This window comes from Croceibacterium xixiisoli (assembly GCF_009827305.1).
GTDB lineage: Bacteria > Pseudomonadota > Alphaproteobacteria > Sphingomonadales > Sphingomonadaceae > Croceibacterium_C > Croceibacterium_C xixiisoli.
Genome location: NZ_WTYJ01000002.1, coordinates 153,858 through 179,750, shown reverse-complemented (window position 1 = coordinate 179,750; position 25,893 = coordinate 153,858). Strand labels below are relative to the sequence as shown.

22 protein-coding genes and 1 riboswitch are annotated in these 25,893 nt (G+C 63.5%); of the genes, 14 read left to right on the top strand and 8 right to left on the bottom strand.

Translation table 11 applies throughout. The features are described from left to right. Window positions 1–27 precede the first annotated feature (27 nt). Together GRI97_RS09890 and GRI97_RS09885 are read right to left on the bottom strand one after the other, a co-directional pair. Window positions 28–333: a hypothetical protein gene (locus GRI97_RS09890; protein WP_202392696.1), complete on the bottom strand. Its 306-nt coding sequence runs from the start codon at window positions 331–333 to the stop codon at window positions 28–30. Window positions 334–352: 19 nt separating this feature from the next. Beyond that, window positions 353–706 carry a hypothetical protein gene (locus GRI97_RS09885; protein ID WP_161391029.1) on the bottom strand — a complete coding sequence of 118 codons (354 nt, stop codon included), beginning with the start codon at window positions 704–706 and terminating at the stop codon, window positions 353–355. A 134-nt stretch (window positions 707–840) separates the two neighbouring features. Then, window positions 841–1,030: riboswitch (cobalamin riboswitch) on the top strand. A gap of 170 nt (window positions 1,031–1,200) precedes the next feature. Here GRI97_RS09885 and GRI97_RS09880 point away from each other — a divergent pair. From GRI97_RS09880 to GRI97_RS18405, 5 genes are all read left to right on the top strand, one after another. Next, window positions 1,201–3,342 carry a TonB-dependent receptor gene (locus GRI97_RS09880; protein ID WP_161391028.1) on the top strand — a complete coding sequence of 714 codons (2,142 nt, stop codon included), beginning with the start codon at window positions 1,201–1,203 and terminating at the stop codon, window positions 3,340–3,342. Between the two features lie 101 nt (window positions 3,343–3,443). Then, window positions 3,444–3,623, top strand: coding sequence for a hypothetical protein (locus GRI97_RS09875; RefSeq protein ID WP_161391027.1), 180 nt, complete (start codon window positions 3,444–3,446; stop codon window positions 3,621–3,623). Then, window positions 3,620–5,146 carry a PepSY-associated TM helix domain-containing protein gene (locus GRI97_RS09870; RefSeq protein WP_161391026.1) on the top strand — a complete coding sequence of 509 codons (1,527 nt, stop codon included), beginning with the start codon at window positions 3,620–3,622 and terminating at the stop codon, window positions 5,144–5,146. The genes GRI97_RS09875 and GRI97_RS09870 overlap by 4 nt, the downstream gene beginning before the upstream one ends. A gap of 331 nt (window positions 5,147–5,477) precedes the next feature. Then, a complete protein-coding gene (locus tag GRI97_RS09865) occupies window positions 5,478–5,930 on the top strand; it encodes an alpha/beta fold hydrolase (protein ID WP_202392695.1) in 453 nt (150 codons plus the stop codon). Next, the gene (locus GRI97_RS18405; RefSeq protein WP_202392694.1) at window positions 5,893–6,138 is read left to right on the top strand and encodes an alpha/beta fold hydrolase; all 246 of its coding nucleotides are present in this window, start codon (window positions 5,893–5,895) and stop codon (window positions 6,136–6,138) included. Before GRI97_RS09865 ends, GRI97_RS18405 begins: the two co-directional genes overlap by 38 nt. A gap of 6 nt (window positions 6,139–6,144) precedes the next feature. On the opposite strand, the gene GRI97_RS09860 is transcribed toward GRI97_RS18405, so the two are convergent. Next, window positions 6,145–6,534, bottom strand: a complete 390-nt coding sequence (locus GRI97_RS09860; RefSeq protein WP_161391025.1) for a hypothetical protein — start codon at window positions 6,532–6,534, stop codon at window positions 6,145–6,147. Window positions 6,535–7,061: 527 nt separating this feature from the next. On the opposite strand from GRI97_RS09860, the gene GRI97_RS09855 reads away from it, so the two are divergent. The 3 genes from GRI97_RS09855 (at window position 7,062) to GRI97_RS09845 (ending at window position 8,245) form a co-directional block, all read left to right on the top strand. Then, on the top strand, window positions 7,062–7,358 hold the full coding sequence (locus GRI97_RS09855) for a hypothetical protein (RefSeq protein WP_161391024.1): 297 nt from the start codon (window positions 7,062–7,064) through the stop codon (window positions 7,356–7,358). A 96-nt stretch (window positions 7,359–7,454) separates the two neighbouring features. After that, on the top strand, window positions 7,455–7,808 hold the full coding sequence (locus GRI97_RS09850; RefSeq protein ID WP_161391023.1) for a hypothetical protein: 354 nt from the start codon (window positions 7,455–7,457) through the stop codon (window positions 7,806–7,808). A 125-nt stretch (window positions 7,809–7,933) separates the two neighbouring features. Continuing rightward, a complete protein-coding gene (locus GRI97_RS09845; protein WP_161391022.1) occupies window positions 7,934–8,245 on the top strand; it encodes a DUF3817 domain-containing protein in 312 nt (103 codons plus the stop codon). Between the two features lie 18 nt (window positions 8,246–8,263). Here GRI97_RS09845 and GRI97_RS09840 read toward each other — a convergent pair whose 3' ends face one another. Further along, entirely contained in the window at window positions 8,264–9,316 is a 1,053-nt protein-coding gene (locus GRI97_RS09840) for a LacI family DNA-binding transcriptional regulator (RefSeq protein ID WP_161391021.1), read from the bottom strand. Between the two features lie 275 nt (window positions 9,317–9,591). Between GRI97_RS09840 and GRI97_RS09835 the strand changes: the two genes are divergently transcribed. From GRI97_RS09835 to GRI97_RS09825, 3 genes are read left to right on the top strand one after another with little or no spacing between them, the layout of a single operon-like run. Beyond that, entirely contained in the window at window positions 9,592–12,375 is a 2,784-nt protein-coding gene (locus tag GRI97_RS09835; RefSeq protein WP_161391020.1) for a TonB-dependent receptor, read from the top strand. A 41-nt stretch (window positions 12,376–12,416) separates the two neighbouring features. Continuing rightward, window positions 12,417–14,138 carry a sulfatase-like hydrolase/transferase gene (locus tag GRI97_RS09830; RefSeq protein WP_161391019.1) on the top strand — a complete coding sequence of 574 codons (1,722 nt, stop codon included), beginning with the start codon at window positions 12,417–12,419 and terminating at the stop codon, window positions 14,136–14,138. 32 nt (window positions 14,139–14,170) lie between these two features. Then, on the top strand, window positions 14,171–15,094 hold the full coding sequence (locus GRI97_RS09825) for a formylglycine-generating enzyme family protein (RefSeq protein ID WP_161391727.1): 924 nt from the start codon (window positions 14,171–14,173) through the stop codon (window positions 15,092–15,094). Window positions 15,095–15,190: 96 nt separating this feature from the next. Here GRI97_RS09825 and GRI97_RS09820 read toward each other — a convergent pair whose 3' ends face one another. Both GRI97_RS09820 and GRI97_RS09815 read right to left on the bottom strand, forming a co-directional pair. Continuing rightward, on the bottom strand, window positions 15,191–16,303 hold the full coding sequence (locus tag GRI97_RS09820; RefSeq protein ID WP_377019540.1) for an ATP phosphoribosyltransferase regulatory subunit: 1,113 nt from the start codon (window positions 16,301–16,303) through the stop codon (window positions 15,191–15,193). Window positions 16,304–16,398: 95 nt separating this feature from the next. Continuing rightward, the gene (locus tag GRI97_RS09815; RefSeq protein WP_161391018.1) at window positions 16,399–16,998 is read right to left on the bottom strand and encodes a TetR/AcrR family transcriptional regulator; all 600 of its coding nucleotides are present in this window, start codon (window positions 16,996–16,998) and stop codon (window positions 16,399–16,401) included. 129 nt (window positions 16,999–17,127) lie between these two features. Here GRI97_RS09815 and GRI97_RS09810 point away from each other — a divergent pair, with 129 nt between their 5' ends. The 3 genes from GRI97_RS09810 to GRI97_RS09800 are packed head-to-tail and all read left to right on the top strand — an operon-like array spanning window position 17,128 to window position 21,255. Continuing rightward, window positions 17,128–18,531: an efflux transporter outer membrane subunit gene (locus GRI97_RS09810; protein ID WP_235917753.1), complete on the top strand. Its 1,404-nt coding sequence runs from the start codon at window positions 17,128–17,130 to the stop codon at window positions 18,529–18,531. An 11-nt stretch (window positions 18,532–18,542) separates the two neighbouring features. Further along, entirely contained in the window at window positions 18,543–19,691 is a 1,149-nt protein-coding gene (locus GRI97_RS09805; RefSeq protein WP_161391016.1) for an HlyD family secretion protein, read from the top strand. 19 nt (window positions 19,692–19,710) lie between these two features. Further along, window positions 19,711–21,255, top strand: coding sequence for a DHA2 family efflux MFS transporter permease subunit (locus GRI97_RS09800; protein ID WP_161391015.1), 1,545 nt, complete (start codon window positions 19,711–19,713; stop codon window positions 21,253–21,255). A 41-nt stretch (window positions 21,256–21,296) separates the two neighbouring features. Here GRI97_RS09800 and GRI97_RS09795 read toward each other — a convergent pair whose 3' ends face one another. Together GRI97_RS09795 and GRI97_RS09790 are read right to left on the bottom strand one after the other, a co-directional pair. Continuing rightward, window positions 21,297–23,024, bottom strand: a complete 1,728-nt coding sequence (locus tag GRI97_RS09795; RefSeq protein ID WP_161391014.1) for a bifunctional metallophosphatase/5'-nucleotidase — start codon at window positions 23,022–23,024, stop codon at window positions 21,297–21,299. Between the two features lie 71 nt (window positions 23,025–23,095). Further along, window positions 23,096–25,672 carry a TonB-dependent receptor gene (locus GRI97_RS09790; protein WP_161391013.1) on the bottom strand — a complete coding sequence of 859 codons (2,577 nt, stop codon included), beginning with the start codon at window positions 25,670–25,672 and terminating at the stop codon, window positions 23,096–23,098. Between the last annotated feature and the right edge of the window lie 221 nt (window positions 25,673–25,893).

Here is a 25,893-nt window from a genome sequence, read left to right as displayed (position 1 = left end):
TGATGGCTTTGAGAAGGTCAGCACTCCTCACCTTCCCCGGATCCGCCGCAGCGCCCAGCCCAGTGCCTCCCCCGCCAGGCCGAGCAGACCGCCGGCGAGAAAGAACAGCGAGATCAGCATCAGCCAGCCGAGCGTCGTCATGGTATAAAGCACACCGCCGATGTCTGCGCCGAGCACGCTACATGGCTGGGCAAAGCCTTCGTGCAGGCCGCAGCCGTTGAGATCGGCGATGACACCCGCCAGCGCCACCGACGCCAGCGGGGCGATGCCGATCAGGATCATCGCCATCAGCAGCGCGATCCGGCGGCGCGCGGTGCCTGGCGCCCTGTTCATGTGATCGAGCAGGCTGCCGTCATGCCCGGCGGCGCAGGCTCGCCGCGAAGGCCAGTGAGGCCAGGCCCGCGCCGATGAGCAGCCAGTTGACCATCCCGCCGCCGACCTCGCCCTGATTGGCAGCGGCAATGCGGCTGGCGGCCGATTGCGCATTCTCGCCCGCCGCGCGGGAATCGATCATCGCCACCATCCCCGGATCGTTGCATTTGGGCAGCAACAGTTCGAGCGCTTCGGCGGAATCGCCATTCTGTTCGCGCACCAATTGTTCACAGCGCGCCTGATCGGCGGCGCTGACGCCGGAGCCGGTGAACTGGCGGTAACCACCGAAAGCGAGCAGCGCGATGCCGAGGATAACGAGGACGATATTCTTCATGGCGAGACCTGATACTGTTTGGCGACCTTTGTCTCAACGCAGATTGTGCTGAGAGGTTGCCGCTCTGGACGGGTGTAACGTTACATATTGATCTGTTACCGTAATTAACTTGCATTAATTTGCACCTGCTGGCGTGGCGCCCCCGTTGTCGAGGTCATCCGGGGGCACCCGGACGCTAAGAGGGAAGCCGGTGCAAGACCGGCGCTGCCCCCGCAACTGTAAGTGGCTAGCGAAAGTCCGATTGCGTCACTGGGTCCACCCGGGAAGGCCAAGACCGAGCGGTGATCCATGAGCCAGGAGACCTGCCCCGATAGCTGAAGTCTTCCGGCGGGGTGTCTGGACAGGCCGCAATATCGCGCATCGCCCCAGAGGCGGTGATCGCTGCTGCGTGCTCGCCCTGTTTTCGTCGGATCAAAAATACTGGTTCGTCCAGGGGCCGCCCCGTTGGGCAGAACCGGCAGTATCCGCCTGTGGGCGGCAACAGGGAGGTATAATTGAACCGTCACATTCTGAGCGGACGCGCCACGCTGGCGTCTGCCGTATCCATTCTTGCATTGGCCAGCAGCCCTGCCTTGGCGCAGCAAGCGGCCCCCGCCGATCGGCAGGAGAGCGAAGAGCGCGACGCCATCGTGGTCATCGGCCAGCAGGCGGGCGTGCTGACCCTCGATCAGACGGGTGCGGGCAGCCGTCTGGGGCTGAGCGTGGCGGAAACCCCTGCAAGCGTGGATGTAATCAGCAAGGAAATGATCCGGGCACTTGGCGATCGGACGATTGTGGCGGCCGCATCGAGAGCGCCGGGCGTGATCAATGATTCGGGATCCTACGGCTATTCGCTCAGCGCGCGCGGCTTCACCGGTTACAATTCGGTGATGCAACTGTACGACGGCATGCGCGTCTATACCACGAGCACGCAGACATTCCCCGGCGATCCGTGGATGGCCGAGCGGGTGGACGTGCTGCGCGGTGCGGCATCGGTGCTGTATGGCGAAGGCGGCATTGGCGGCGCCGTCAATGTCGTGCGCAAGCAGCCCAACACCACTCGCCACGAAGGGGAATTCCGCGTCAGTGGCGGCAGCTACAACACGTTCCAGGTTGCCGGCGGACTGGGCGGTCCGGTCAGCGACAGCCTGTCCTATCGGGTTGACGCCAGCTACAACACATCGGACGGATGGGTCGATCGGGGCGAATTCAGCAGTCTGGCACTGTCCAGCCTGATCCGTTTTCAGCCAACCGACACGCTGACCTTTACCCTGAGTCATGATCGGTTTGAATCCGACCCGGTCAACTGGTTCGGCACACCGCTGCGCAATGGTGAATTCGTTCCGGAAATCAAGAAGAAGAACTACAATGTCGGCGATCGTGCGCTGGAATTCGATGATGACTGGACCCAGTTCCAGATCGCGTGGGAGCCCAATGACCAATTGTCGATTTCCAACGTCGCCTATTACCTGAATTCCCGCAAATACTGGCACAATGTCGAACGCTACGCCTGGAGCGGGCCGAACATCATGCGCAGCAGCTATACAGAGATCCTGTATGACACCTGGCAAATCGGCAATCGGCTGAACCTGGTGTACGAGCATGAAATCGGCGGCATGGAACATCGGTTCAGTGTCGGCGCAGAGGTGAATATTGCCGAATTGAAGCGGACGGATGCAGCACCCAATTCGCCCAACACCAGCACGATCGACCCGTTCGATTTCGATCCGGGTGTTTTCCAGTATGGCGCCTTCGGAACCCGGTTCAAGCATGCGACCGATCTGGAACAATATGCGGTGTTCGGCGAAAGCCGGCTGCTGCTGACCCCCGCCCTCTCGCTGGTGACCGGCATCCGCTATGATCGCCCGTCGGTGCACCGGGACGACGCGCTGGACAGCGCGCAGAGTTTCGACAAGACCTTCCCGGGCGTCAGTTGGAGGGCAGGCCTGGTGTACAATCCGCAGGACAATATCGCCCTGTATGCCCAGTATTCGCGCGCGACCGATCCCGTCACCGCATTTCTGACGGCCAATCTGGCCCAGTCCGCCTTCGAAGTTTCGACCGGTTCGCAATGGGAAGCGGGCGCAAAGGCGACATTCTGGGGTGGACGGGGCGAAGCGACGATTTCCGGATACCGGATCGTGAAGAACAAGATTCTGTCCCGCTCGGCAGCGGATCCTGCAGTGCAGGTGCAGGTCGGTCAGCAATCATCCTTTGGGGTGGAAGCGTCCTTCGCGCTGGCCGTGTCGTCCAGCTTCAGCATCATGGCCAATGGCACCCTGCTGAATGCAGAGTATGATGATTTCAACGAACTGGTCAGCGGTGCGCTGGTGAGCCGCGATGGCAATGTGCCGATCGGGGTCGCCAACAAGGCGGCCAATCTCTGGTTGTCCTGGACACCGCTCGATGCGCTGCAACTGGACAGCGGCGTGCGCTATGTCGGGCGGCGTTATGCCGATGCGGCCAATGAAAGGCGGATGCCCGGTTATACCGTGGTCGATGCCTCGGTGCGATATGACCTGACCCAGCAGGCCAGCGTGACGCTGAACCTGCGCAATCTGCTGGACAAGACCTATGTCATGAACGCCTATGGGCCGTTGCAATGGGTGATTGCAGAGCCGCGCACGGCCATGCTGTCGCTGGATTACCGGTTCTGATGTCTCACAGGGGGCGCGATGAGCGATTGTCGCTCCCCCTGCGAGTGGCGGCAGCCATCCTTGGCGGATATGCCGTTGTATATGCTTGGATCTATGCACTGGTGCTGATCCTGCCCATGGATCCGATCGAGGCTACCATATTGACCACCTGCGCCGGTTTTATCGTTTATGTGCTGATCGCATTGCGGGCGTTTGCCGTGACATCCCTGCGCCGGGTGTGGGGGGAAATCATCCTGGCTACCGGTTTGCCGGTAGTGATCGCGCTGGCCATCCAGTCATGATCGGCCGGTTGCGACAGAACTTCACCTGGTTGCACAGCTATGCCGGCCTGGTTTTCGGCTGGATTGCATTCGGCGTACTGTTCACCGGCACGCTGGCCGTGTTTCATGCGGAGATCAATCTGTGGACCTCCCCGGCGGCAGCCGGCATCCGGCCCGGCGCCGATCGCGCGGCCGCACTGGCGCAGGCGCGTGCCTATCTGACCGAACACGACAGTGACGCGCAGCAATGGCGCATTGTGCTGCCCACATATCGAGAGCCGCTGATCAAGCTGGTCGTCACCGATACCGATGGCAGGTCTGCCACGCATTTTCTGGACCCTGTTTCCGGCCGGAAACTGCCCGTCAACATGACGGCCGGCACATTTCTGCTGCGGTATCACTACATGATGGGCGTGGACCGGGCCAAGAATCCAACCGGTTTCCTGATCATTGGCGCAACCGCGATCGCCATGCTGGTGCTGGTCGTCAGCGGAGTGATCCTCCACAAGCGGATCCTGCGCGATTATTTTGTTTTCCGTCCGCGTGCATCGCGCCAACGTTCATGGTTGGACCTGCACAATATCCTCTCGGTCATCCCGCTGCCGTTCCACGTGATGATGGCCTACACCGGGCTGGTCATAATCTATTACGCCTATATTCCAGCCGGAATGCATGCACGTTATGATGGCGATGCCTCCGCATTTTCGCGGGACAACAATCTTTCCTATTACATCGACCGCGACACACCCGCAGGCGCCCAGGCGGACACGGCGCCGCTATGGGAACTGGTCAATCGCGCAGAACAGGCCTGGGGTGGCGGCGATGCCACGAACATCTATGTGAGCCACCCCAACCGCGCAGATGCGATGGTGGAAATCTGGCGCCAGCGGGATGACCGGATATCCAACTATCCCGATAGGGTGACATTCTCCGGCGCTGACGGCAGCCTAATCAGGGTGCTGGTCAAGCGTTCACCCCTGCGTGAAGCACGATCCTTCCTGTCCGGGCTGCATTTCATCGAATGGGGCGGCATGCCCGCGCGATGGGCCTATTTCCTGTGCGGGCTGATGAGTTGTGGCATGGTCGCCGCGGCGCTGGTGCTGTTTGTGGAGAAGCGCCGGGCCAGGAAGGGCGGCGCTCCTCCCTTGCTCAGCGTGGCGCAATCGCTGACCGTAGCGGCTGTGGGCGGACATCTTGTCGCTTGCGCCGCCTATCTGGGATGCGAACGCGGATTGACGGCCATCCCCGGCGCAGATGCATCGCTGTCCGGCAGCATGTTCTTTGTCATATGGCTGGGAAGTGCCGTGCATGCGTTCGTTCGTCCCTATTACGCCGCCTGGACAGAGCAGTTGGTGGCAGGCGGAATATTGTGGATTTGCCTGCCGATCATCAGTGCGCTGACCGGAACCGGATTGTGGCAGACGCTGCAGGATGGTGATTTCGTCCGGGCCGGTTTCGATCTCATGGCATTGTGCGGCGGGGTGTTGATGTTGCTGATCGGTTGGAATATCCGGTCAGGGCAAGCTGTGCCGACGGTGGCTTGATGCTCTGGATCGCCTTGTCGACAGGGGCGGCCGCTATCTCGTTGATACGACTGGCCGACGGTGCGATGTCGCCAGTGACGTTTTGCCGGCACCCGTGGCTTACCTCGACAATAAGGGTGGGCGCGGCCATACTGCTGGCAATATCTGCTCTGGCATGGTGCCTTTCATCCACCACCCCAGCGATTGGCGCTGCAAGCTGGCTGTTCGGAGCACTGCCCGTGATGACCCTGCCAGTTGTTTTCGCATGGCCCTATTCCCGACAAGTCGCTTTGTTCGCCCCGCCGGTGATTTTCATGTTGGTGGGGCTGTTTGTGACATGGCCCCTTCGCGCATGAACCTGCTGCTGATCCCCGGCTTCATGCTCGACGCTGATTTGTGGCGCGATATGCGCGCGGCGCTGGCGGAAATCGGCGATGTCGTGCTGGCGGATCTGACGCGGGATGACACGCTGGGCGGCATGGCCGATCGCGCGATTGCCGCGCTCAGCAGGCCGGCGCTGGTGGTCGGTTTTTCCATGGGCGGCTATGTCGCGCGGGAAATTGCCTATCGCGCGCCGGACAGGGTGGCAGGGCTGGCGCTGGTGGCGACATCATCGCGCGCGCATGGGCCGCAACCGGGGCTGCCCGATCCAGCCGAGTTCCGCCAGATCGGCCGGGCAGCCGTGATGCGATCCCTGCATCCCGATCATGGCAGCGACGCTAATATCCAGCGCGTGCAGGCGATGAGCCGGCGGGCTGGGCGGTGCCGTGTTTGCGCGGCAGGCCGCACTGGATCGCCCCGATGATACGGCGCGGCTGGCAGAGATCACCTGCCCCACACTGGTGGTGGCCGCTGCGCAGGACCGGTTGCGCACGGTGGAGGAAAGCCGCGTGCTGCAGGTCGGGATTGCGGGATCGCGGCTGATTGTGGTGGAACATTGCGGGCATCTGATCCCGCTGGAGCAGCCAGACCAATTGGCAGCTTCTATCGAGGAACTGGCGCGGGCGCTGTAAGCCCCCTCACCCGCCGCGATAATAGCTTTGCGCGGCGTCGGCGTCCTGGATTTCATAGGCGAACCAGGCCGCTTCGCCATGATCGTAGAGTTTCACCATGCCGTCTTCCACCACCGCCTCAAAATGGGTTTCGGACGCGCGGTCATAGCCGGTGGCCCGGCCTTCATGGCGCTTGATGGTGATCGAACTGCTGGCGCCCGCCTCCTGAATCTCGGGCAGTGTCCCACCGAAGGCTGCATCACGATCGCCGTCATGGCCCTGCAGCCGGTCACCGCGCGCCTCGGCAGCGATACGCAGGTCCTGCCCGGCGGTGTGATCGAACATGCCGGCCACTTTCCGGCCTGTGACGAAAGCGAAGGCGGCGGCAGCGATCAGGGCGCGAGTGTGGGTTTGCATGGGCGCAGGTGGCACCAGCGGGCGGCAAAGATCAAGCCATCATTCCGGCAGGCTGCTCTGCGAAGGCTAGGTGCAGAAGTGCACACACGAATAGTTTCACGCAATACTATGCCCGTTAACGCTGATGGTTAAATCGTTAATCGATGTAACTGTTAATTTTACATGTTGCATGGCGTCATGGTTTGTTAGATCATCTTCCAGAAAATAAAAGAATCAGGGGATGTTCGGAAAAGCACGCCGACCGGGTGACCGTTGCGGAGGCTTGACGCGCATATGTTCTGGTCAATTTTGCAGATTTCAGGGTCGACAAAATATCCCCTGCCGGGTGCGCCGCGCCTGATCGTGCCAGCTTTCCGCTGTCAGCAATTATGAAGGACGACGCATCCGCAACCCGTAATCCTTTCAATCCGTCATCCACAAAGGAGATGACCGATGCAATATTATCTGAAGGAAGCAATCGTCCCGGCGGCCATAGCGCTGCTGTTCGGCATTCTGGTGATCCTGTTCGCAGGGCAGATCGGGTAACGATGGGCCGGGCGTGGCGCGCGGAGGACGCCCAACCGGTCAACGAGCTGGATGTCGTCTATGTGCTGTCGGTCAGCGAAGTGCCCGAGGGGGGCGCGGCGCTGTCGATTGAAAAATCTGCCCTGGGGTTCCACTATCGGCTGGAGCGGGAACTGCTGTGCTATGAAAGTCCGGCTTTCGAGACGAAACCGGCGGCACTGGACAGCGCCTTTCTCCACATCCGGCGGCTCGGCATCACCCGCGTGCATCAAATTCTGCCGCATCTGGTGCGGGAGGAGATCCCGCGCATTCCATCATAATAACCCCTTCCACCTTCACGGCCGGCGGAACCGACGCCGCGCCATAGGATTGGTGGGGCAGAGCCGGCGATTGGCAGCACCCGGCGCAAGGGCAAGATGATGGAACTGGAAGAGATCAAGCCGCAGCCCGCCGGGCAAGTGCATGATCGCCTGGCCGAGCTGATCAAATCCTTCGGCGGACTGGGCATGGATGGCCCACTGGGCGGATATATCGCCGATACGCTGATGGACTGCGACGATCGGTGGGGCACCGATAATGTCATCACCTATCTGCATGAGGATGAGGGCGGCAATGGCGTCCGCCTGGAAGTGCAGCAGATTCCACTCTCCGCCTTTGAAGACGGTCGCGAGGGATGGCGACTGGCCTATACGCTGAGCCTGTTCAGCCTGACAGCCGTTCAGGATGTGGAGTTCGAGATTGCCGAAGCGGTCAGCCTGATTGCCGAATGATCGTGCCCGATGGCGGGCTATCCCGGTCGCAGGCCGGTCGGCATCTTGTGTGACCATGCTGGCGATGGCAAAGCGATGAATGCGAATCCTTCGCAACAAAACCATCGCTGCCCCGGGACCCTGCCATGCTGCGCCTTTTCCGCTTTGTTGCCCTGATCGAAGGGATCACCACCATAGCGCTGTTCCTGGTGGCGATGCCGATGAAGTACTGGCTGGGCAATCCGGCGCTGGTGCCGCCGGTGGGCATGGCCCATGGCGTTGCCTGGCTGGCCTATGTTCTTGGCATGCTGGCCTGCTTCCCCGGCAAGGGCTTTACCGTGTGGCAATGGGTGCGCACCTTCCTGGTGGCATTCGTGCCGTTCGGGACATTCCTGAATGACCCGATGATCCATCGGCGGGAAAAGGATTTGCAGGGTCAGGCCGCTCTGAAAGCTTGATCCAGGGCTGACGGGCAATCACACCGCCGCGCTGCTGCCTCGCACCACCAGTTCGACCGGGCAAAGGATCGTGCGCTGGTCCTGTGGATCGCCGGTGATCAGAATATCCACCGCCTGCGCGGCGATGCGGGCGATTGGCTGGCGCACGGTGGTCAGCGGTGGCCAGCAAAGGCGGGCGGCGTCGCTGTCGTCAAAGCCGACGACGGACAATTGCCCCGGCACATCGATGCCGCGATCGCGCGCCTGGCTGACCACGCCAGCGGCCAGTTCGTCATTATAGGTGAAGATCGCATCCGGCCGGCAATCGCGGTCGAACAGTTGCGCCCCGGCGTGACGGCCCAGGTCGATGATATTGGGCACCCCGCCCCCGGCGGCACCCCAGCCGGTGTCGCGGATCAGATCGGGCATTGCGACGATTGCCATCTGATCCGCCGTGATGCCCTGTTCGGCCAGGCCGGCGAGGAAGCCATCGCGCCGCAGCGGGGATGATGCCTGGTGCGGCATGCCGGTGACCAGGCCGAACCGGCGGCGGCCGATGGACCACAGATGCTGCGCCACGGCGCGGGCACCCGCCGCATGATCGGCCACGATCGCCACCGATCGCGCCACTTCCAGCGCGGGAGAGATGCGGACATAGCGCACGCCATCGGCATCAAGCGCGTCGAGCAATTCCAGATCGTCACACACCGGCGCCGGCAGGACCATCCCTTCGCAGCGCAGTTTTCGCAAACCTTCGCGATAGGCATCGACATTGCGCATGCTGTGAACGCCGGCTTCCTCGATCGCGAGGTGATAGCCGTGTTGGCGGCAGGCGCGGATCGCTTCACGCATCAGTTCGCCGAAGAAATGCGATCCGCCAATCAATGGCGCGAACATGCCGATCAGCCCTGAGCGCGATGTTGCCAGCGAGCGGGCGGCCAGGTTCGGGCGATAGCCGAGGCTGGCGATCGCCGCCTGCACCCGCTGGCGTGTATCCGGGCTGACCCGCGCATCGCCATTGACCACGCGCGACACCGTCTTGGCCGAAACCGCCGCCAGCACCGCCACATCGTCCAGCGTTACCGCCTGCACCAGCCTGAATTCCCCGCGAAAGATGGCGCCGTTCCGGTCGCCCTTGGCAGGGCCATAGAAAAGATATCAGCGCCGATCGCAATATCTACTTTTTCAATTGAGATTGTCTTGATACATGGCATGTCAGCGCTGTCATCGGCGTAATTGCGTGTGTATGACGCGTGGGATGACCCGTGTCTGCGCCAGAAAATTCGTGCGCGATGCCTACCGGACCACCGGAGGTTTCAGCCTGTTTGCGAACAGCCTTGAAGCATCTGTTGGGGAAACGACGAGTCATGATCCGGTCAATCACGGGCACCGCATGGTGTTCTGCCCTGGCGCTTGCCAGCGGCGCATTCATCACCACCAGCGCCGCGGCGCAGGATGCCACTGCAACAGCGGAAAAACCGGTCGATGCCGGCGATGAAGCTCCTGTCGAAGCGATTGTCGTCACCGGCATCCGTGCCGGGCTCGACCGGGCAATCAACGTGAAGCGGCGGGCCGACAGCGTGGTCGATGTCATCAGCGCCGAAGATGTCGGCCGCTTCCCCGATGTGAATGTGGCCGAATCCGTACAGCGCATTACCGGCGTGCAGATCAACCGTACCCGGGGTGAAGGACGCACGGTCAATATTCGCGGGCTGCCGGCCAATTTTACCCTCGGCACCTTCAACGGCCGGCTGCTGCCCAACGCGCTTTCCAATGCAGACAGCGCCTCCAGCCGGACGTTCGATTTCACCATTTTGCCGCCCGAATTCATCCGCCTGCTGTCGGTTTACAAATCGCCGACCGCCGATCTGGAAGAAGGCGGGCTGTCGGGCACGGTCGATGTCACCACCCCGCGCCCGTTCGATACCGGGCGGCGGGTGCTCGCCGCCTCTGCGCAGGGTGAGTATGAAAGCAATTCGGGCAAGTTCGCGCCGCGTGCATCCGCGTTCTATTCCGATGTGTTTGCCGATGGGCGGATCGGGTTTTCGGCCGGGCTGTCCTACACCAGGCGCAAGCCGGAAACCCACACGGCCGGGGCATTCTACACCACGCTGACCGAAGGGGGCGGCATTCCCGCCGGCGCCGGGCGCGGGCCGGATGATCTGAACGGCGATGGGGTGATCGATCCCAATCTGCGCGTGCGAATTCCGTTGCAGACCTATGTCTATAATTATGAAGAGGATAATGAACGGATCAGCGCGATTTCCTCGCTGCAGTTCAAGGCCAGTGATGCGCTGACCCTGTCGCTGGACGGGTTTTACAGCAAACTCAATGTCACCGCGATCACCAATGAAAACCTGCAGATCTTCAACAATGCCAGCACGGTTATCAGTGCCGAGGCGCAGGACATCGACGGTCTGCCCACCACCACAAGGTTGCGGGTGGCCGATCTCGATAATCGCGGCGGCGGGCGTTACGAACACCGCAATGGCTATATCTATTCGCTGGTCGGCGGCGCGGACTATGAGGCTGACGGCTGGACCGCGAAACTGGATGCGTCCTACGCCCGGTCCGCCCAGCATCGCGACAATCTGAACATCGCCACCATCGCCAATGGGGAGGCGGAATATACCGCCCGCCCAGGGGACAAGGTCGGCAGCACGATTTATTACAATGGTTTCGATGCGGCGCGGCTCGATCCGGCGAGCTTCCGTGTGGCCAGCCTCAACGGCGAATTCAACCGCGACAGTTCGGACGAGGTGTGGGACGTCCGGGCCGATGTCGCACGGGAATTCGGCACACGCGGGCTGACCGCCATCCGGTTCGGCGGGCATTATGTCGATCGGGCGATCCATCAGGACAATGAACGGCTGACCGTTTCGGCCGCCGGCGTATCCGCGCTCTATGGCGGACTGCCCGCCGGGCCGATCGCCGGATCGTTCAGCGCCGCTCCCTTCATGAAGCTGCGGGAGGCTGGCAGCGGGCAGTTTCTGGGCAGTTACAACGGACCGGCGCTGTTCCCGACCAGTTGGCTGGCATCGGATACCCGCGCCTTCGTGTCGCAATTCAGCGATGAGGAGCTGATTACCGCCGGGGTGATCACCAATGATGCCAGCGGCATCACCGATGTCGCCGAACAGACCTGGGCCGGCTATGTGCGGGGCGATCTGGCTTTCGGGCGGCTGAGCGGCAATATCGGCCTGCGCGTGGTGCGCACCAATCAGCAGACCACCGGGGTCAGCCCCGATCTGAACGGCATCACCGTGCTGCCCGATGCGGGCGGGATCACCCGCGTACCGGCGGCCGAACCGCTGACCGTCAGCCGGGGCTATACCGATTTCCTCCCAAGCCTGAATCTGAAGTTCGAGGCATCGGACGATGTGCAGCTGCGCCTGTCCGCATCGCGCACCATGTCGCGGCCCAATCTGGGCGATATCTCCCCCAACACCACGGCCAGCGGCACCGCGCTGACGGTCACGCGCAACAACCCCTATCTCGATCCGTTCCGGGCCAACAATCTGGATCTGACGGCAGAATGGTATTTCAGCCGCGACGGCCTGCTGGGCGCAGCGGCATTCTACAAGGATATCGCCTCGCTGATCCGCACCGATACCAGGGTGGAAACACTGCCTGTGACCTACATCCGGTCTGACGGTTCGCAGCAGCAGGCATCGCTGGATTTCGCGGTCAGCCGGCTGGTCAATGGTTCGGGCGTGAATGTGAAGGGGGTGGAAGTCTATTACCAGCAGGCGTTCCGCAGCCTGCCCGAACCCTTCGACGGGCTGGGCACCGTGCTGAATTACACCTTCATCGACAACAGCGACCCAACCCAGCTGACGGCGGCATCGAAGCACAATTTCAATGCCACCGGCTATTACGAGAAAGGCCCGGTGGGCCTGCGCCTGTCCTATTCCTGGCGCAGCGGGTTCCTGTCCACGGTCGCGGCGGCCCCGGCGATGAACCAATATACCAAGGCTTTCGGCACGCTGGATGGCAGCATCAACATCCGCTTCACCAATGGCGTGTCGCTGGTGTTCGAGGCGGTAAACATTCTCGATACCGACGAAAGCATCCAATATGAAGGCGGCCTGCCCGCCAGCTACATCGATGCCGGTCGCCGCGTCTTTGCCGGGGTGCGCTTTGCGCTCTGACCCCTTCCCCATCGCCAGCCTTTGCAACTGAGGACATGTCCATGCGCCCCATCCCCCCCATCCCCCTACGTCACACACGCACCATGCTGTCCGGCCTGGCGCTGTTGCTGGCCGGCACTTCGGCGCTGGCCGGGGACATCGTCGGCCAGGTTACCGGCCCTGATGGCAAGCCGCTGGCCGGGGTACGGGTGCAGGCGCCCGAAGCCCTGCGCAGCGCGGTTTCGGCAGCGGACGGCACATTCCGCCTGCCCGATCTGCCGGAGGGGGAAACGCCGGTGATCGCCGGCCAGCTGAGACTGACCACCGCCGTCGAGCGCGTTCCGGTGCCCGCATCGGGGGAGGCGCGGATCGCCCTGCAGCTGCAGGCCAATGGATCCATCGCGCGCGCCGCCGCGCTGCATGCGGAACCTGCGCCGGAACATCTGGCGGAAAAGCAGGCCTATCTCGATTCCATCCAGCCGGTTTCCGGCCGGGTGCCCAATGTCTTGGTGATCCTGTTCGATGATCTGGGTTATGGTGATTTGTCATCCTACGGCAATCAGCTGATCCGCACGCCGCGCATCGATGCGCTGGCGCAGCAGGGGGTGAAGCTGGAACAATTCTATTCCGCATCCCCCGTCTGCACCCCGTCGCGCGCGGCGTTGCTGACCGGGCGCTATCCCAGCCGCGCGCATGCATCCAACCATGTCTATTTCCCCACCGGCAGCCCCATGGCCACCATCCGCCGCAGCATGGGCTGGGCCAATGCCCTGCCGCAGGATGAGGTGTTGCTGCCCGAAGTGCTGGCCCGGGCCGGCTATGCCACCGGCGCCTTCGGCAAATGGCATCTGGGTGATCAGCCCGGCCATCGGCCGACCGATTTCGGTTTCCGCGATTATTTCGGCATCCTCTACAGCAATGACATGAACCCCGCGACGCTGTGGCGCGGCAATGCGGTGGATACGCCGGCGGACCAGACCGACCAGGCGACGCTGACCGAACGGATCACGGATGAGGCGGTGGCGTTCCTGCGCGCCCATGCCGGTGGTCCGTTCTTCGCCTATGTGCCCTATACCGCGCCGCATCTGCCGCATCACCCCAATCCGAAGCATTCGGGAGTCTCCGAAGGCGGGGTCTATGGCGATGTGATCGAGGATCTGGACAGCAATGTCGGCCGCCTGCTCGATGTGCTGCGAGAGTTGAAGGTGGATGACAACACCATCATCATCGTCACCAGCGACAATGGCGGCGATTACGGCGGCAGTGCCGGCGATCTGCGCGGGCGCAAGGGCGAAACCTGGGAAGGCGGCCAGCGGGTGCCGGCCTTCGTGATCTGGCCCGGGGTGACGAAACCGGGTACGGAAAGCCGGGAAATGGCGATGAATATCGATGTCTTCCCCTCCATCCTGGCGGCAGCGGGCATCCCCCTGCCGCCCGACCGCACGATCGACGGGCGCGATGCGCGGGGCCTTCTGGGTGGTGGAGAAACGCCGCATGATTTTCTTTATTACCTAACCACCTGGTCCGGACAGTTCGATGGCATTCGCGATCGCCGGTTCAAGTTTCACGATATCGTGCCCAATGTCTCCCCGCTCGGGGCCGGGGGCGATGTGCCCTATAACGCCGTGCCCTCCCTCTATGATCTGCAGCGCGACAATGAATCCCACGATCTGAGCGCCCGCCACCCGCAGGACACGGCGCGACTGCGCAGCCAGCTGGAAAGCTTCCGCGCGGCAGCAGCGAGCAATCCGCGCGGCTGGCGAGAAGGGAACGCCGCACCGTGAGCGGGACAGCGGGCCCTGGTTTGACATCCGGCATGGTGCACCTGCCGGGTGGGCGTTTCATCATGGGGTCAGACCGGTTCTATCCCGAAGAGGCCCCTGCCCGCGCGGTGCAGGTCGATCCCTTCTGGATCGACGACGTGCCGGTGACCAATGCCCGCTTTGCCGAATTCGTCGCCGCCACCGGCCATGTCACCCTGGCCGAAATTGCGCCGGACCCGCGCGATTACCCCGGCATGCCGCCGGAACTGGCCGTGGCCGGATCGCTGGTGTTCCGCCCCAGTGACGGGCCGGTGCCGCTGCATCAGGTCAGCTGGTGGGAATTTGCCCCCGGCGCCAGCTGGCGCGCGCCGACCGGCGCTGGCAGCGATCTGACCGGGCTGGAGAACCACCCGGTGGTGCATGTCGCCTGGGCCGATGCGAAGGCCTATGCCGATTGGGCGGGCAAGAGCCTGCCGAGCGAAGCGGAATGGGAATATGCCGCGCGCGGCGGGCTGGCCGACAGCGATTATGCCTGGGGCGATGAACTGGCGCCTGGCGGCGCGATGCTGGCCAATTACTGGCAAGGCCCCTTTCCCCATGGCAACAGCCTGCTGGACGGATGGGAGCGGACATCACCCGTGCGCCATTACCCCGCCAATGGCCACGGGCTGTGGGACATGATCGGCAATGTGTGGGAATGGACCGGCGACTGGTACGCCCTGCCCCGCCCGCATCGCAAGACGCGCGGCAGTTGCTGCGTGCCCGACAATCCACGCGGCGGCACCAGAGGCGGTAGCTTCGACCCCGCCGAACCCACCCGCATCCCGCGCCGCGTGCTGAAGGGCGGATCGCATCTGTGCGCCGAAAGCTATTGCCAACGCTACCGCCCCGCCGCGCGCCAGCCGCAGGCGGTGGACAGCAGCACCAGCCATATCGGGTTCCGCTGCGTGGTGCGCGGAAAGGCGGCGAGAGGCTGACCGCTGAGGGTTTGCCTTATCCTTCGATGAACTCAGGATGAGCGGGGTTAGTGGCTTTCAGGAAAGCCCGAAAGGCGCTGCTCAATCACGCCTGTCTCAGATCGCCTCGACCGCGTCGCCGACCAGGCGGTGGGTGCAGCCCAGTTTGGCCGGGTCGTCGCTTTCGGTCAGCGCGCCGACCGTGCGCCAGCCTTCTGCGCGCAGGCGGCGGGCAGTATCGCGGTCGTGGGTGATCGGCAGGAACAGCGCCGGGCGGCCGGGCTCATCGCTGCTGACGATGTCGATCAGCCGTTCGGGATAGAGCGAGAAGCCGGTGGCTGGTTCTTCCGTGCCGCCGATGGTGTAGGTGCCGCCCCGACCCAGCGCGCCGCGTACGCCGTCGGCATAGAGGGTGAAGCCGAACCAGCTCTGATATTCAAAGCCGTGGCGTTCGGTCGGGTCGAGCGTCAGCCGGGCGCGTCCATCCACGCGCGCGGCGATCTGGCGCAGCGCGTCGATCCGGCTGGCGAGCACGCCGCCGGCATCGATCGTGGCCAGTTTCGCCAAGGCATCCTCCACCGGGCCGCTGGCATAGAGCAGCGGCAGATAGGCTTCGCCGCCGGCCGCGACCAATGCGCCGGCATCCTTGGCGTCCAATTCACGCCGGACGGCGGCCACCTGGCCGGCGTCGAGCGGGAATTCCTGCGCGGCCAGCGTATCGACCAGATCCGGCAGGGTGAAATCGACCGAGATGCCGCGGGCGCCCGCAGCCTCCAGCGTGGCGATGGCCAGTTCGACGATCTCCGCCGCCGCATTGGCGCCGTCGCTGCCGATCAGTTCGGCGCCCAGTTGCAGGTTTTCGCGCCGGGGATCGAGCATGTCGCCCGTCATCCGTGCGACCAGCCCGGCATAGCAGAGCCGCAGCGGGCGCGGCACGGCGGCAAGGCCAGTGGCAGCGATGCGGCCGACCTGGACCGTCATGTCAGACCGCAGGGCGAGCATGCGCAGGCTGCGCGGATCGACGAAGCGGAACATGTTGCGGGTCAGCAGGCCATCCATGCGTTTGGCCATGGATTTTTCGAATTCGACCAGCGGCGGGCGGACCCGGTCATAGCCATGCGCGTCCATGGCCGCGAGCGCGGCGTTTTCGATGCGCGTGGCAGCGGCCGCAGACTGCGGCAGGCGGTCTTCGAGCCCTTCGGGCAAGAGGTCGTCAGCAGGATCCATCATGTTGCCGGCGCCTTACGCGGTTTTTGCCCGTGGAGGAAAGAGGGATTGGGCCAGCAGCGATTGGGCAGGTGGCGATTCCGGCACGCCAGACCCGATCATTCGCGCGCGCTGTATACGCGCAGGAACGCGCTGACTGCGCATGAGACCGCCTGGTCAACGGAAAATTCCGGTTCTGCGCCGAACAGCCGGGGTTCCAGCGTGCCGGCTTCGAACAAGGCCTTGAGATGGGCACCCATCACGGCCGGGTCGGTATTGTCCAGCACGCCGCGCTGCTGCAGCCGGGCCAGGTAGTCGGCCACGATCAGCCAGCCGCGTTTCGGACCCCGGCGATACATGTCCCGACCCAGTTCGCTATTGGCCCCTTCGGCAACGGCGGTGCGCATCATGGCCAGGGCATCGGGCGCGGTGATGAAGGGGAGATAGGCCATGCCGAAACTGGTCAGCACCTGCCGGACGTCATCATGGCTGGAATCGAGCAGTGCGCTGAGCTCTTCGCCCCGTTCTTCCATCGCATCCATCATGGCGACGGCGAAGAGTTCCTCCTTCGAGGGGAAGTAGTTGTACAGTGTCGCCTTCGACCCGCCGACGCGGGTGGCGATTTCTGCCATGCTGGCGCGTTCATAGCCGACTTCCCGAAACAGGTCAGTCGCCACTGCGATGATCGCCGCGCGTTTTGCGTCGGTCTTAACCCGCATATCCATCTCCATTACTGAACCGCACTGTACGCTTTTCCGTTGACGACGCAATCCCCCGCTCTTAGGTGACCGTACTGTTCAGTTTAGGAGGACTCGGTGCGCCCATTGCCCTGCGCAGAACGAAGGATGATGGCCCTTGCCGCTGTGTCGGCGTGGGCGATCCTGCTTTCCAGTTGCGCCACACTGCCGGAAGCGAGCGCTTTGCCCAGCATGGCGCAGGCAGACAGCCATGCCGCCGCGCAAAGCTTCGCGGCGACAGAGACGCCCTGGCCATCCGATGGCTGGTGGAGCGCATTTGGCGACCCGCAGCTGACCGGGCTGATCGAGGAAGGGCTGGCCGGGGCGAGCGATCTGCGCGTGGCAGAAGCGCGACTGGCGCGGGCGCAGGCACTGATTACCCAATCGCGCAGCGGCCTGCTGCCCAGCGTGAGCGCGGGAGCCCAGGCCGGGGTAACCCAGCAGAGCGAGAACTATCTGGTGCCGGCCGGTTTCGCCCCAAGAGGCTGGCCCGACTATGGCCAGGTTTCCGCCAATCTGAGCTGGGACCTGGATTTCTGGGGCAAGAACCGTGCGGCGCTGAACGCGGCGAAGCTGGAAGCCTCCGCAGCGCAGGCGGAGGCCGCTGCGGCGCGGCTGACGATCGCCGCCGGGATTGCCGATGGTTATGCCGGCCTGTCAGGCCTCTATTTCGAACGCGATGCGGCCGAGAAGGCCGTGACCGTGCGATCGCGCACGGTGGAACTGCTGGCCGAGCGCGAGCGTGAGGGGCTGGAGAACAGCGGCGCCGTAGCGCAGGCCCGGTCTGTGCTGGCGACGGCGCAGGGGCAGTTGCTGGCGCTGAATGAAAACATCGAGCTGAGCCAGAACGGACTGGCCGCGCTGATGGGCGCCGGGCCGGACCGGGGGCGATCGATCGCGCGACCGGGCAATGCCCTGACCCGCGATTTCGGATTGCCGGCCAATATCCCCGCCGAGCTGCTGGGCCGTAGACCGGACATCATTGCCGCGCGGATGCGGGCCGAGGCGGCGAGCAGCCGGATCGACCAGGCGGAGGCGGCCTTTTACCCCAACATCAATCTGACCGCGCTGATCGGCCTGCAGGGCCTGGGCCTGGGCAATGTGTTCAAGAGCGGATCGGACTTCGGATCGGCGGCCCCCGCCCTGACCCTGCCGATTTTCGACGGCGGGCGGTTGCGCGGGCAATATCGTGCAGCCGAAGCCGATTATTTTGCAGCCGTGGGCCAGTATGACGGCGTGCTGGTGCAGGCCCTGCGCCAGGTGGCCGATGCCGCGACCAGCCGCCGCGCGCTGGATCAGCGGTTGGAGAAAGCCCAGGCGGCGGCGGATGCGGCGCAGGCGGCCTGGACAGTCGCCAACAACCGCTATCGCGGCGGCCTGGCCAGCTATCTGAATGTTCTGACTGCCGAGGACGCGCTGATCGCGGCCCGGCGCGACGTCGCTTCCCTGCAAACCCGTGCATTCAGCCTCGAGATCGCGCTCATCCGCGCGCTCGGCGGCGGTTACCGTTCCTGAAGGATACCCCCATGACCACCATCACCGCCGACCATGCGGACAGCCCGGCCATCGACGCCGCCGACGACAACAGCAAGAGCAGCCGCAAGAAGGGCTTCCTGGGCCTGGCCGCCGCCGTGCTGCTGCTGGGGGGCGGCTATTTCGCCTATGACCACTTCATCGCATCGCGCCATGCGGTGACCGACAATGCCTATGTCGGGGCCAATATCGCCCAGGTCACGCCACAGATCGGCGGGGCCGTAATCGAAGTGCTGGTGGACGATACCCAGGCGGTTAAGCGCGGGCAGGTGCTGCTGCGAATTGACGATGTGGATGCAAGGCTGGCGCTGGCCCGCGCCGAGGCGCAGCTGGCGCTGACGCAGCGGCGGGTGCGCGGACTGATCGCGACGGGCAATGGCCTGGGCGCGCAGATCGCATCGCGCGCTGCAGACCAGGCGCGGGCCGAGGCACAGGTGGCCGCCGCGCAGAGCGAGTTGGAAAAGGCCCGGGTCGATCTGCAGCGGCGGGAAGCGCTGGTGGCATCGGGTTCGGTTTCGGGTGACGAGCTGACAGCGGCCCGCAATGCCTTCAACACCGCACGATCCAACATGAAAATGGCCGAAGCATCGCGCGCGCAGGCCGCCGCCAACCGCCAGAGCGCGGTGGGGGATCGCGACGCGAACAGCGCGCTGATCGCCAACACCACGCCGGACACCAATCCCGAAGTGCTGGCCGCGCAGGCCGAGGTAGAACAGGCGCGCGTCAATCTGGAGCGCACGGTGGTGCGCGCGCCGGTGGATGGCGTGGTGGCCAAGCGCAGCGTGCAGGTGGGCCAGCGGGTCCAGTCTGGCCAGTCGCTGATGGCCGTGGTGCCGCTGCACGCCGCCTATGTCGACGCGAATTTCAAGGAAGTGCAGCTCAAGCATGTCCGCCCCGGGCAGAATGTGCGGCTGACGTCCGATCTCTATGGCAGCGATGTCGTCTTCACCGGCAAGGTCGTGGGCTTTTCCGGCGGGACGGGCGCAGCCTTTGCCGTGGTGCCGGCGCAGAATGCCACCGGCAACTGGATCAAGGTGGTCCAGCGCCTGCCCATCCGGATTGCGATCGATCCCGGGCAGCTGGCGGAACACCCGCTGCAGGTCGGCCTGTCGATGACGGCCGATATCGACCTGACCAACTGAGCGGCGGCGGAGACCGAGCATGGCGAGTATCGCCGGAACCATCGCGGATGAGCCCGCCCCGCTGACCGGTGGGCGGCTGATCATGGCCGCGCTGGCCATCGCCGCCGCCAATTTCCTGGTGGTGCTCGACACCACGATCGCCAATGTGTCCGTCCCGACGATTTCGGGATCGCTGGGGGTTTCGACATCCCAGGGCACATGGGTGATCACATCCTATGCAGTGGCCGAAGCGATCACTGTGCCGCTGACCGGCTGGCTGGCCAGCCGGTTCGGGGCGCAGCGGGTGTTCATCACCTGCTATTTCGCGTTTGCGATCTTTTCCCTGCTGTGCGGCCTTTCGTTTTCCCTGGGCATGCTGATCGGCATGCGGGTCATGCTTGGCCTGTTCGGCGGGCTGATCATGCCATTGTCGCAGATGCTGCTGCTGCGGATTTTCCCCAGGGAACAGGCGACGCTGGCGACGGTGATCTGGGCAATGACGACGCTGATCGGGCCGGTGGCCGGGCCCATTCTGGGCGGGATCATCAGCGACAGCATCGGCTGGCACTGGATCTTCCTGATCAATGTGCCGGTGGCCCTGGCGGGCGGCTTTGCCACGCTCTATTTCCTCAAGGGCCGCAAGGATCCGACCGTTGGCGCGTCGATCGACAAGATCGGGCTGGCGCTGCTGGTGGTGTGGGTAGGGTCGCTGCAGATCGTGCTGGACGAAGGACGCAACCATGACTGGTTTGCATCCCCCATGGTGTGCATCATGGCGATCATCGCCGCGATCGGTTTCGTCGCCTTCCTGATCTGGGAATTGACCGAAAAGAACCCGATCGTGGATCTGCGGATTTTCCGCCATCGCGGCTTTGTGGTGGCGGTGTGTACCTATGCGGCCGGGTTTGCGGCATTTTCCGCGATCATCGTGCTGCTGCCGCTCTGGCTGCAGCAGAACATGGGCTATACCGCGACCTGGGCCGGCTATGCGACCGGGATCATGGGCATTCTCGCCATTCTGTCCGCACCCATCGTGGGCAAGGCGACCGAGACATTCGATCCACGCCTCATCATCTGCGTCGGCCTGTTGGGCCTGGCGGTGATGAATGTCTGGCGCATGGGTTTCAACACCGATGCGACATTCCTGCAGATGGCCTGGCCCACGCTGCTGACCGGGCCATTCATGGTGATGTTCTTCGTGCCGATCACCGGCCTGGCGATCGCGACCGTGCCGCCCGAACAACAGGCCAATGCAGCCGGTATGTCCAATTTCATGCGCACGCTGGCCGGCGCGCTGGCGATGTCGGTGGTGCAGACCGGCTGGGCCAATGCGACGCGGGAAAACCAGACCGAGCTGGCCGGGGCGATGCAGCAGGGCCAGACGACGCTGGACGGGATGATCGCGAGCGGTGCGTCACCCGAAATGGCCACCGCTTCACTGGCGGGACTGGTGGAACGGCAGAGCGTGATGCTGGCCACGCTGGACATGTTTGCCACCGTCAGCCTGTGCTTCGTAGTGGCGGCAACGCTGATCTGGCTGGCCCCGCGCCCGAAGGGACCGATCGATACCAGCGCCGGCCATTGATAGGAAAGGGGCCGGTTACCGGACCGGCCCCTTCCCCATGATCAGTCGGTGCTGGTGCCGTCCACCACCCGGCCCAGTTCGGCCACCGTCGCCCCCTGGGCAATGAAGGCCTGCAGCGCGTCCAGGTCGAGCGCGCCATCGGTGATCACGCGCCCTTCTGCCAGGACCGAGAAGCCATCCCCGCCACTGGCGAGGAAATTGTTCACCGTCACGCGATAGCGGGCCGCCGGATCGATCAGCACGCCCTGCAGGGTGATCGCCGTCACGCGCGATCCGACCGGCGCCTTGCGATCATAGCGGTAGTTGAGCGTGTGCGAGGGGATCAGCATCGACTGGCGGAAGATGGCCGGGCTGTCTGCGGTAAACTGTTGCTCCAGAACGCGGCGCAGCTGATCGCCCGTCAGTTCCAGCACGGTCAGGACATTGCCGAAAGGCTGGAAGGCGAAGATCTGGCCATAGGTCAGCGTGCCATCGGCAGCCGGAACAAGCTGCCCGCGCAGGCCACCAGAATTGATGAAGGCGAATTGCGCCCCGCCCTTCGCCGGATCGGCGGTGTAGGCCAGATGCGCATCAGCCACGAGATTTGCGAGCGCATAATCGGTATCGCCCTTGCGCGGTTCGAGTGGGCCATGGATCCGCCCCGCGACTTGCGCGGAGATCGGCGCGGCGGCGTCGACATAGCGGCGCACCAGGCTGGCGACATCGGCCTGTTCCGCCCCATCGGCATGGACCGGGTAATTGCGCGCAACGAAGCGCGGTGCCTGCCCGGCCCCGCCAATCGAAAGGCGGATATCGGTGACGAAATTGCCATAACGCCCGGCGCTGGTCAGCAGCCGGGGCGAGCCATCGCGGGCCGGCCGGTCGCAGACATAGGCGGCATGGGTATGGCCGGACACGACCAGACCGATGGCCGGATCGAGATTGTCGAGGATCGGCACGATCGATCCGGACAACGAGGGGCAGCCGGTGACGTTGAGGAAGGGATCGACCCGCCCGCCTTCATGGATCAGCAGGATCACGGCATCGGCGCCCTGCGCCTTGAGTTCCTGCGCCAGGCGGTTGGCGGTTTCCGCCTCATCCGCGAAGCGATAGCCGGCGGTGGCGCTGGGGGCGACGAGCGTGTCCGTACCCTTCAGCGTCATGCCGATGAAGCCCAGCTTCACGCCGCCGAAATCGCGCATCACCGTGCCGGGAAACAGCGTTTCGCCCCGATCGTCCAGCACATTGGCGGCGAGATAATCGAAGCGGGCGCCGGCAAACTGATCCAGCGCGCAAGGGGTGCGCAGTGTGTTTTTCGCGCAGCCGCCATCCTGCATGCGGCGCAGCTCGGCGGTGCCGCGATCGAATTCGTGATTGCCGACAGCGGCGATATCCAGCCCGATCGCGCCGAGCGCCATGATCGAGGGTTCATCAAGGAAATAGGCAGATTCAAGCGGGCTGGCGCCGATCAGATCGCCCGCCGCGACGGTAATCGTATGCGGAATGCCCTGACGCAGTTGCGCCAGCGCGGCGCCCATCTGCGCCGCCCCGCCCAGCCGGCCTTCCTGCATGGCGGTGCCATCGTGCCAGGATGTCTTCGCATCCGGGGCGACGAGATTGCCGTGAAAATCATTGAGCGCGAGGATCTGAATCTCCCGCGCAGCAGTGCCAGCCGATCCTGCCGTTGATCCTGCAACCGGCGGTGTCGCTGCGCATCCCGCCAGCAGGGCGCCGAGCATGGCAGAAAGGGTGACAGCGCGCGCATGCGAGGAAGGACGGCGGATAGACATGGTTTTGGTCCTGCAGAAATGAGGAATGGCGACCCTTGCGGGCCGCCATTCGCACATCATCGTTTCAGTTATCAGAAAGCGACATTGATCGTGGCGGAGAAGGTCCGCGGAGCACCGATCTGCGCGAAAGGCGCCGATCCCGGTGTGCCGCCGATCTGCCCGGCGCCGATCACATTCCCCTGGTTCAGACCGGTGGGGACGCTGCCGACATAAAGCTGATCGAACACGTTGTAGATGTTGAACTGCAGGAAGGTGCGGTCGTTCAGACCGGCCCAATCCATCTTCACTCGTGCATCCAAATTGACCAGCCAGAAGGCCGGAGTCTGCGCGCCATAGATTTCCACCGGTGCAGCGGCGGTGCCGCCATACATGGGCAGGTTGGTGTCGTAGAGATAACGACCGCCGGTCCGCTTGGCCGTGGCACCGAAGTCCACCGGACCCAGGAAGGCACGGGCCTGCACGCCGTAGGAATATTCCGGGGCGCCGCTTTCGCGATTGCCGGCGGTGGCAACGAAGAGCGGCTGACCCTGGGTGGTGCAACCATAGACGCCGCCGGTGACCTGGGCCGTCGAGCATGCGCCGCTCTGCACGTCGTCCTTGATTTCGGACTTCATGTAGGAGCCGAAGGCATAGATCATGAACTGCGGGATCGGCTGGAAGGCGATGCTGCCGTCGATACCGTATTTGTCCACGACGCCCAGGTTGCGATAGACGTTGCGATCCGTGTCGGGATCATAGGCCGACGCCAGACGATTGGTATATTTGGTGTACCAGCCGACCAGCTGTGCCTGGATCATCGAAGAGGTGTAACGCACCCCAAGATCGATATTGTCAGTGGTTTCCGGTTCCGGCTGAGCCGATGCGGTATCCGCAGCGAAGAAGAACGAGTTGTAGAGTGCGTCGGTGCCCGGAACCTGCAGACCCTTCGAATAATTGACGAAGGCCGACATGTTGTTGCCGAAATCATAGGTGGCGCCGAAGGATGGCAGCACCTTGTTGTACTTCAGCAGGCGTTCCTGCGGGCCCTGCACCGTGGGGTTGGCCGCAGCATATTCGGCATTGCGCGGATCGCCGGCGCCGAAGCAGTCGACGAAGCCGCTGTCGCTGGTGGTGAAGCAGTTGTTCTGCAGATCGCGGGTGAAGAACGGCGCGCGCAGGCCGGCGTTGACCTGCAGCGCTTCATTCATGAAAGAACCGCGATACTCACCGGAAACCTGATGCAGGATCGCATAGGACAGACGGTCACGCTTCTGCAGCGGCGCGCCGGTGACGTCCAGCAACGGAACGTTGGAGGCGAACACATCCAGCGGCTCACCATTCGGCAGCAGCAGGCCGACTTCGCCGGTCTGGCGATGGCGGGCATGGTCGAAGGTATAGGCCAGACGAACAGACTGGGTTTCCGAGAAATCCCAGCGCAGGTTGCTGATCACGCCGAAACGGTGGGTCTGCGTCTGGCTGGGTGCCAGCAGCGTGACTTCGTCGAGCAGATCGCCGTCACCATTCAGGTCCATGCCAAAATAGGGGCTGCCGCCGATGAAACCGCTCAGACCTCTGGACAGGCCTTCGCGGGCGGTAACAGTGCCGCCGCCATTGGCCTTCACATATTGATAGCTGGGATCGATCGACAGGGTGATGTTGTCGCTGAGGTGGAACAGCGAGGCACCGCGGATATTGCCGGTGTTCGACGGGTTGTAACGACGATCGAACTGGGTGCCGCAGCCGTTGGGCTTATCCGCCTCACCCGGAATGCCGGGCGTGTCGAAGGTGTTCACCTCGCATGCGGGTACGTCATAGAAACGTTCATCGCGGGTGATCGGGAAGCGGTTGCTGGAATTCGGGCCGGCGACGCGATTGGCATCCAGACGCAGCGGCAGAGAACCGAAGAAATTGTTGCGGTTTTCATTGTAATGGCCGGAAATGGAGATGAAGTCGCCTTCATTGCCAATCGGCTGCCAGATCTTTGCGTTGAGCTGGAACTTGTCGTTCGTGCCATAATTGTTGAACGGATTGTCGTATTTGGTCTTGCTGACCGCGACGAAGCCGCGCGTGTCGAACGGTGTCATCGCACCAGTGTCGATCATGCCGAAGAAGCGGCGATAGTTGTAGTCACCGACAGAGGCTGAGGCGACCACGCCGGCTTCTTCGCCGGGGGTGCGCATGCGGTAATTCACGGTCGATCCGCTGGCCGAAGCCGTCGGGCTGTCGACGTCGGTCGAGCCGAGGTTGACGTTGACCTGCTCGATGACTTCCGGATCCATCTGCTGGTTGGAGTAGATGGCGTAGTTGCCGGAATCGTTCAGCGGGATACCATCGACCGTCAGGCTGACACGATCGGAAGAGAAGCCACGGATGGTCAGCTGCCCGCCGCCTGAGCCATAGGCATCATTGTTGGTGAAGTTCACGCCGGGCACGATGTTGATGCTGTCCAGCACCGTCTGGCCGGGGTTGTTGCGGCCCAGCTGCTCATTGGTCAGGACCTGACGAGCCTTGGACGTGTCGGGAACGACAATGCCTTCGACGCCGTTGCGATTGATGCCGCCGCTGACGACGATGACGTTTTCTTCGAAATCGATCGAACCCGTCGACTGGGCATGCGCCGTCGTCGCCAGGCCCAAGGCGCTGGCGGCCAGCAGATATCTCGCTTTCATGTACTCAGACCCTCAATGTTCTCGGTCCGGTTTCGCTAGAAACCAATTGAGACAGCTTTTGGTCGCCTAGAGGGCAGATCTGTGACAGTCTTTCGGGAAAATTACGGTTATGTTTCCGAAGTTTGTTGAAATGTCCGCCATGTGATCCAGTTTGATTTCATCTAATACCAAATGAGACTCCAGCAAATATGCCTATTCTCAATTGCATAGGTAGTTTCGCT

Bases quoted from the DNA above. Each gene is read 5' to 3' on its own strand.
- GRI97_RS09890 (WP_202392696.1), bottom strand. From the start codon at position 333: ATGAACAGGGCGCCAGGCACCGCGCGCCGCCGGATCGCGCTGCTGATG.
- GRI97_RS09885 (WP_161391029.1), bottom strand. From the start codon at position 706: ATGAAGAATATCGTCCTCGTTATCCTCGGCATCGCGCTGCTCGCTTTC.
- GRI97_RS09870 (WP_161391026.1), top strand. From the start codon at position 3,620: ATGATCGGCCGGTTGCGACAGAACTTCACCTGGTTGCACAGCTATGCC.
- GRI97_RS09865 (WP_202392695.1), top strand. From the start codon at position 5,478: ATGAACCTGCTGCTGATCCCCGGCTTCATGCTCGACGCTGATTTGTGG.
- GRI97_RS09860 (WP_161391025.1), bottom strand. From the start codon at position 6,534: ATGCAAACCCACACTCGCGCCCTGATCGCTGCCGCCGCCTTCGCTTTC.
- GRI97_RS09855 (WP_161391024.1), top strand. From the start codon at position 7,062: ATGGGCCGGGCGTGGCGCGCGGAGGACGCCCAACCGGTCAACGAGCTG.
- GRI97_RS09850 (WP_161391023.1), top strand. From the start codon at position 7,455: ATGATGGAACTGGAAGAGATCAAGCCGCAGCCCGCCGGGCAAGTGCAT.
- GRI97_RS09845 (WP_161391022.1), top strand. From the start codon at position 7,934: ATGCTGCGCCTTTTCCGCTTTGTTGCCCTGATCGAAGGGATCACCACC.
- GRI97_RS09835 (WP_161391020.1), top strand. From the start codon at position 9,592: ATGATCCGGTCAATCACGGGCACCGCATGGTGTTCTGCCCTGGCGCTT.
- GRI97_RS09830 (WP_161391019.1), top strand. From the start codon at position 12,417: ATGCGCCCCATCCCCCCCATCCCCCTACGTCACACACGCACCATGCTG.
- GRI97_RS09825 (WP_161391727.1), top strand. From the start codon at position 14,171: ATGGTGCACCTGCCGGGTGGGCGTTTCATCATGGGGTCAGACCGGTTC.
- GRI97_RS09820 (WP_377019540.1), bottom strand. From the start codon at position 16,303: ATGATGGATCCTGCTGACGACCTCTTGCCCGAAGGGCTCGAAGACCGC.
- GRI97_RS09815 (WP_161391018.1), bottom strand. From the start codon at position 16,998: ATGCGGGTTAAGACCGACGCAAAACGCGCGGCGATCATCGCAGTGGCG.
- GRI97_RS09810 (WP_235917753.1), top strand. From the start codon at position 17,128: ATGGCCCTTGCCGCTGTGTCGGCGTGGGCGATCCTGCTTTCCAGTTGC.
- GRI97_RS09805 (WP_161391016.1), top strand. From the start codon at position 18,543: ATGACCACCATCACCGCCGACCATGCGGACAGCCCGGCCATCGACGCC.
- GRI97_RS09800 (WP_161391015.1), top strand. From the start codon at position 19,711: ATGGCGAGTATCGCCGGAACCATCGCGGATGAGCCCGCCCCGCTGACC.
- GRI97_RS09795 (WP_161391014.1), bottom strand. From the start codon at position 23,024: ATGTCTATCCGCCGTCCTTCCTCGCATGCGCGCGCTGTCACCCTTTCT.
- GRI97_RS09790 (WP_161391013.1), bottom strand. From the start codon at position 25,672: ATGAAAGCGAGATATCTGCTGGCCGCCAGCGCCTTGGGCCTGGCGACG.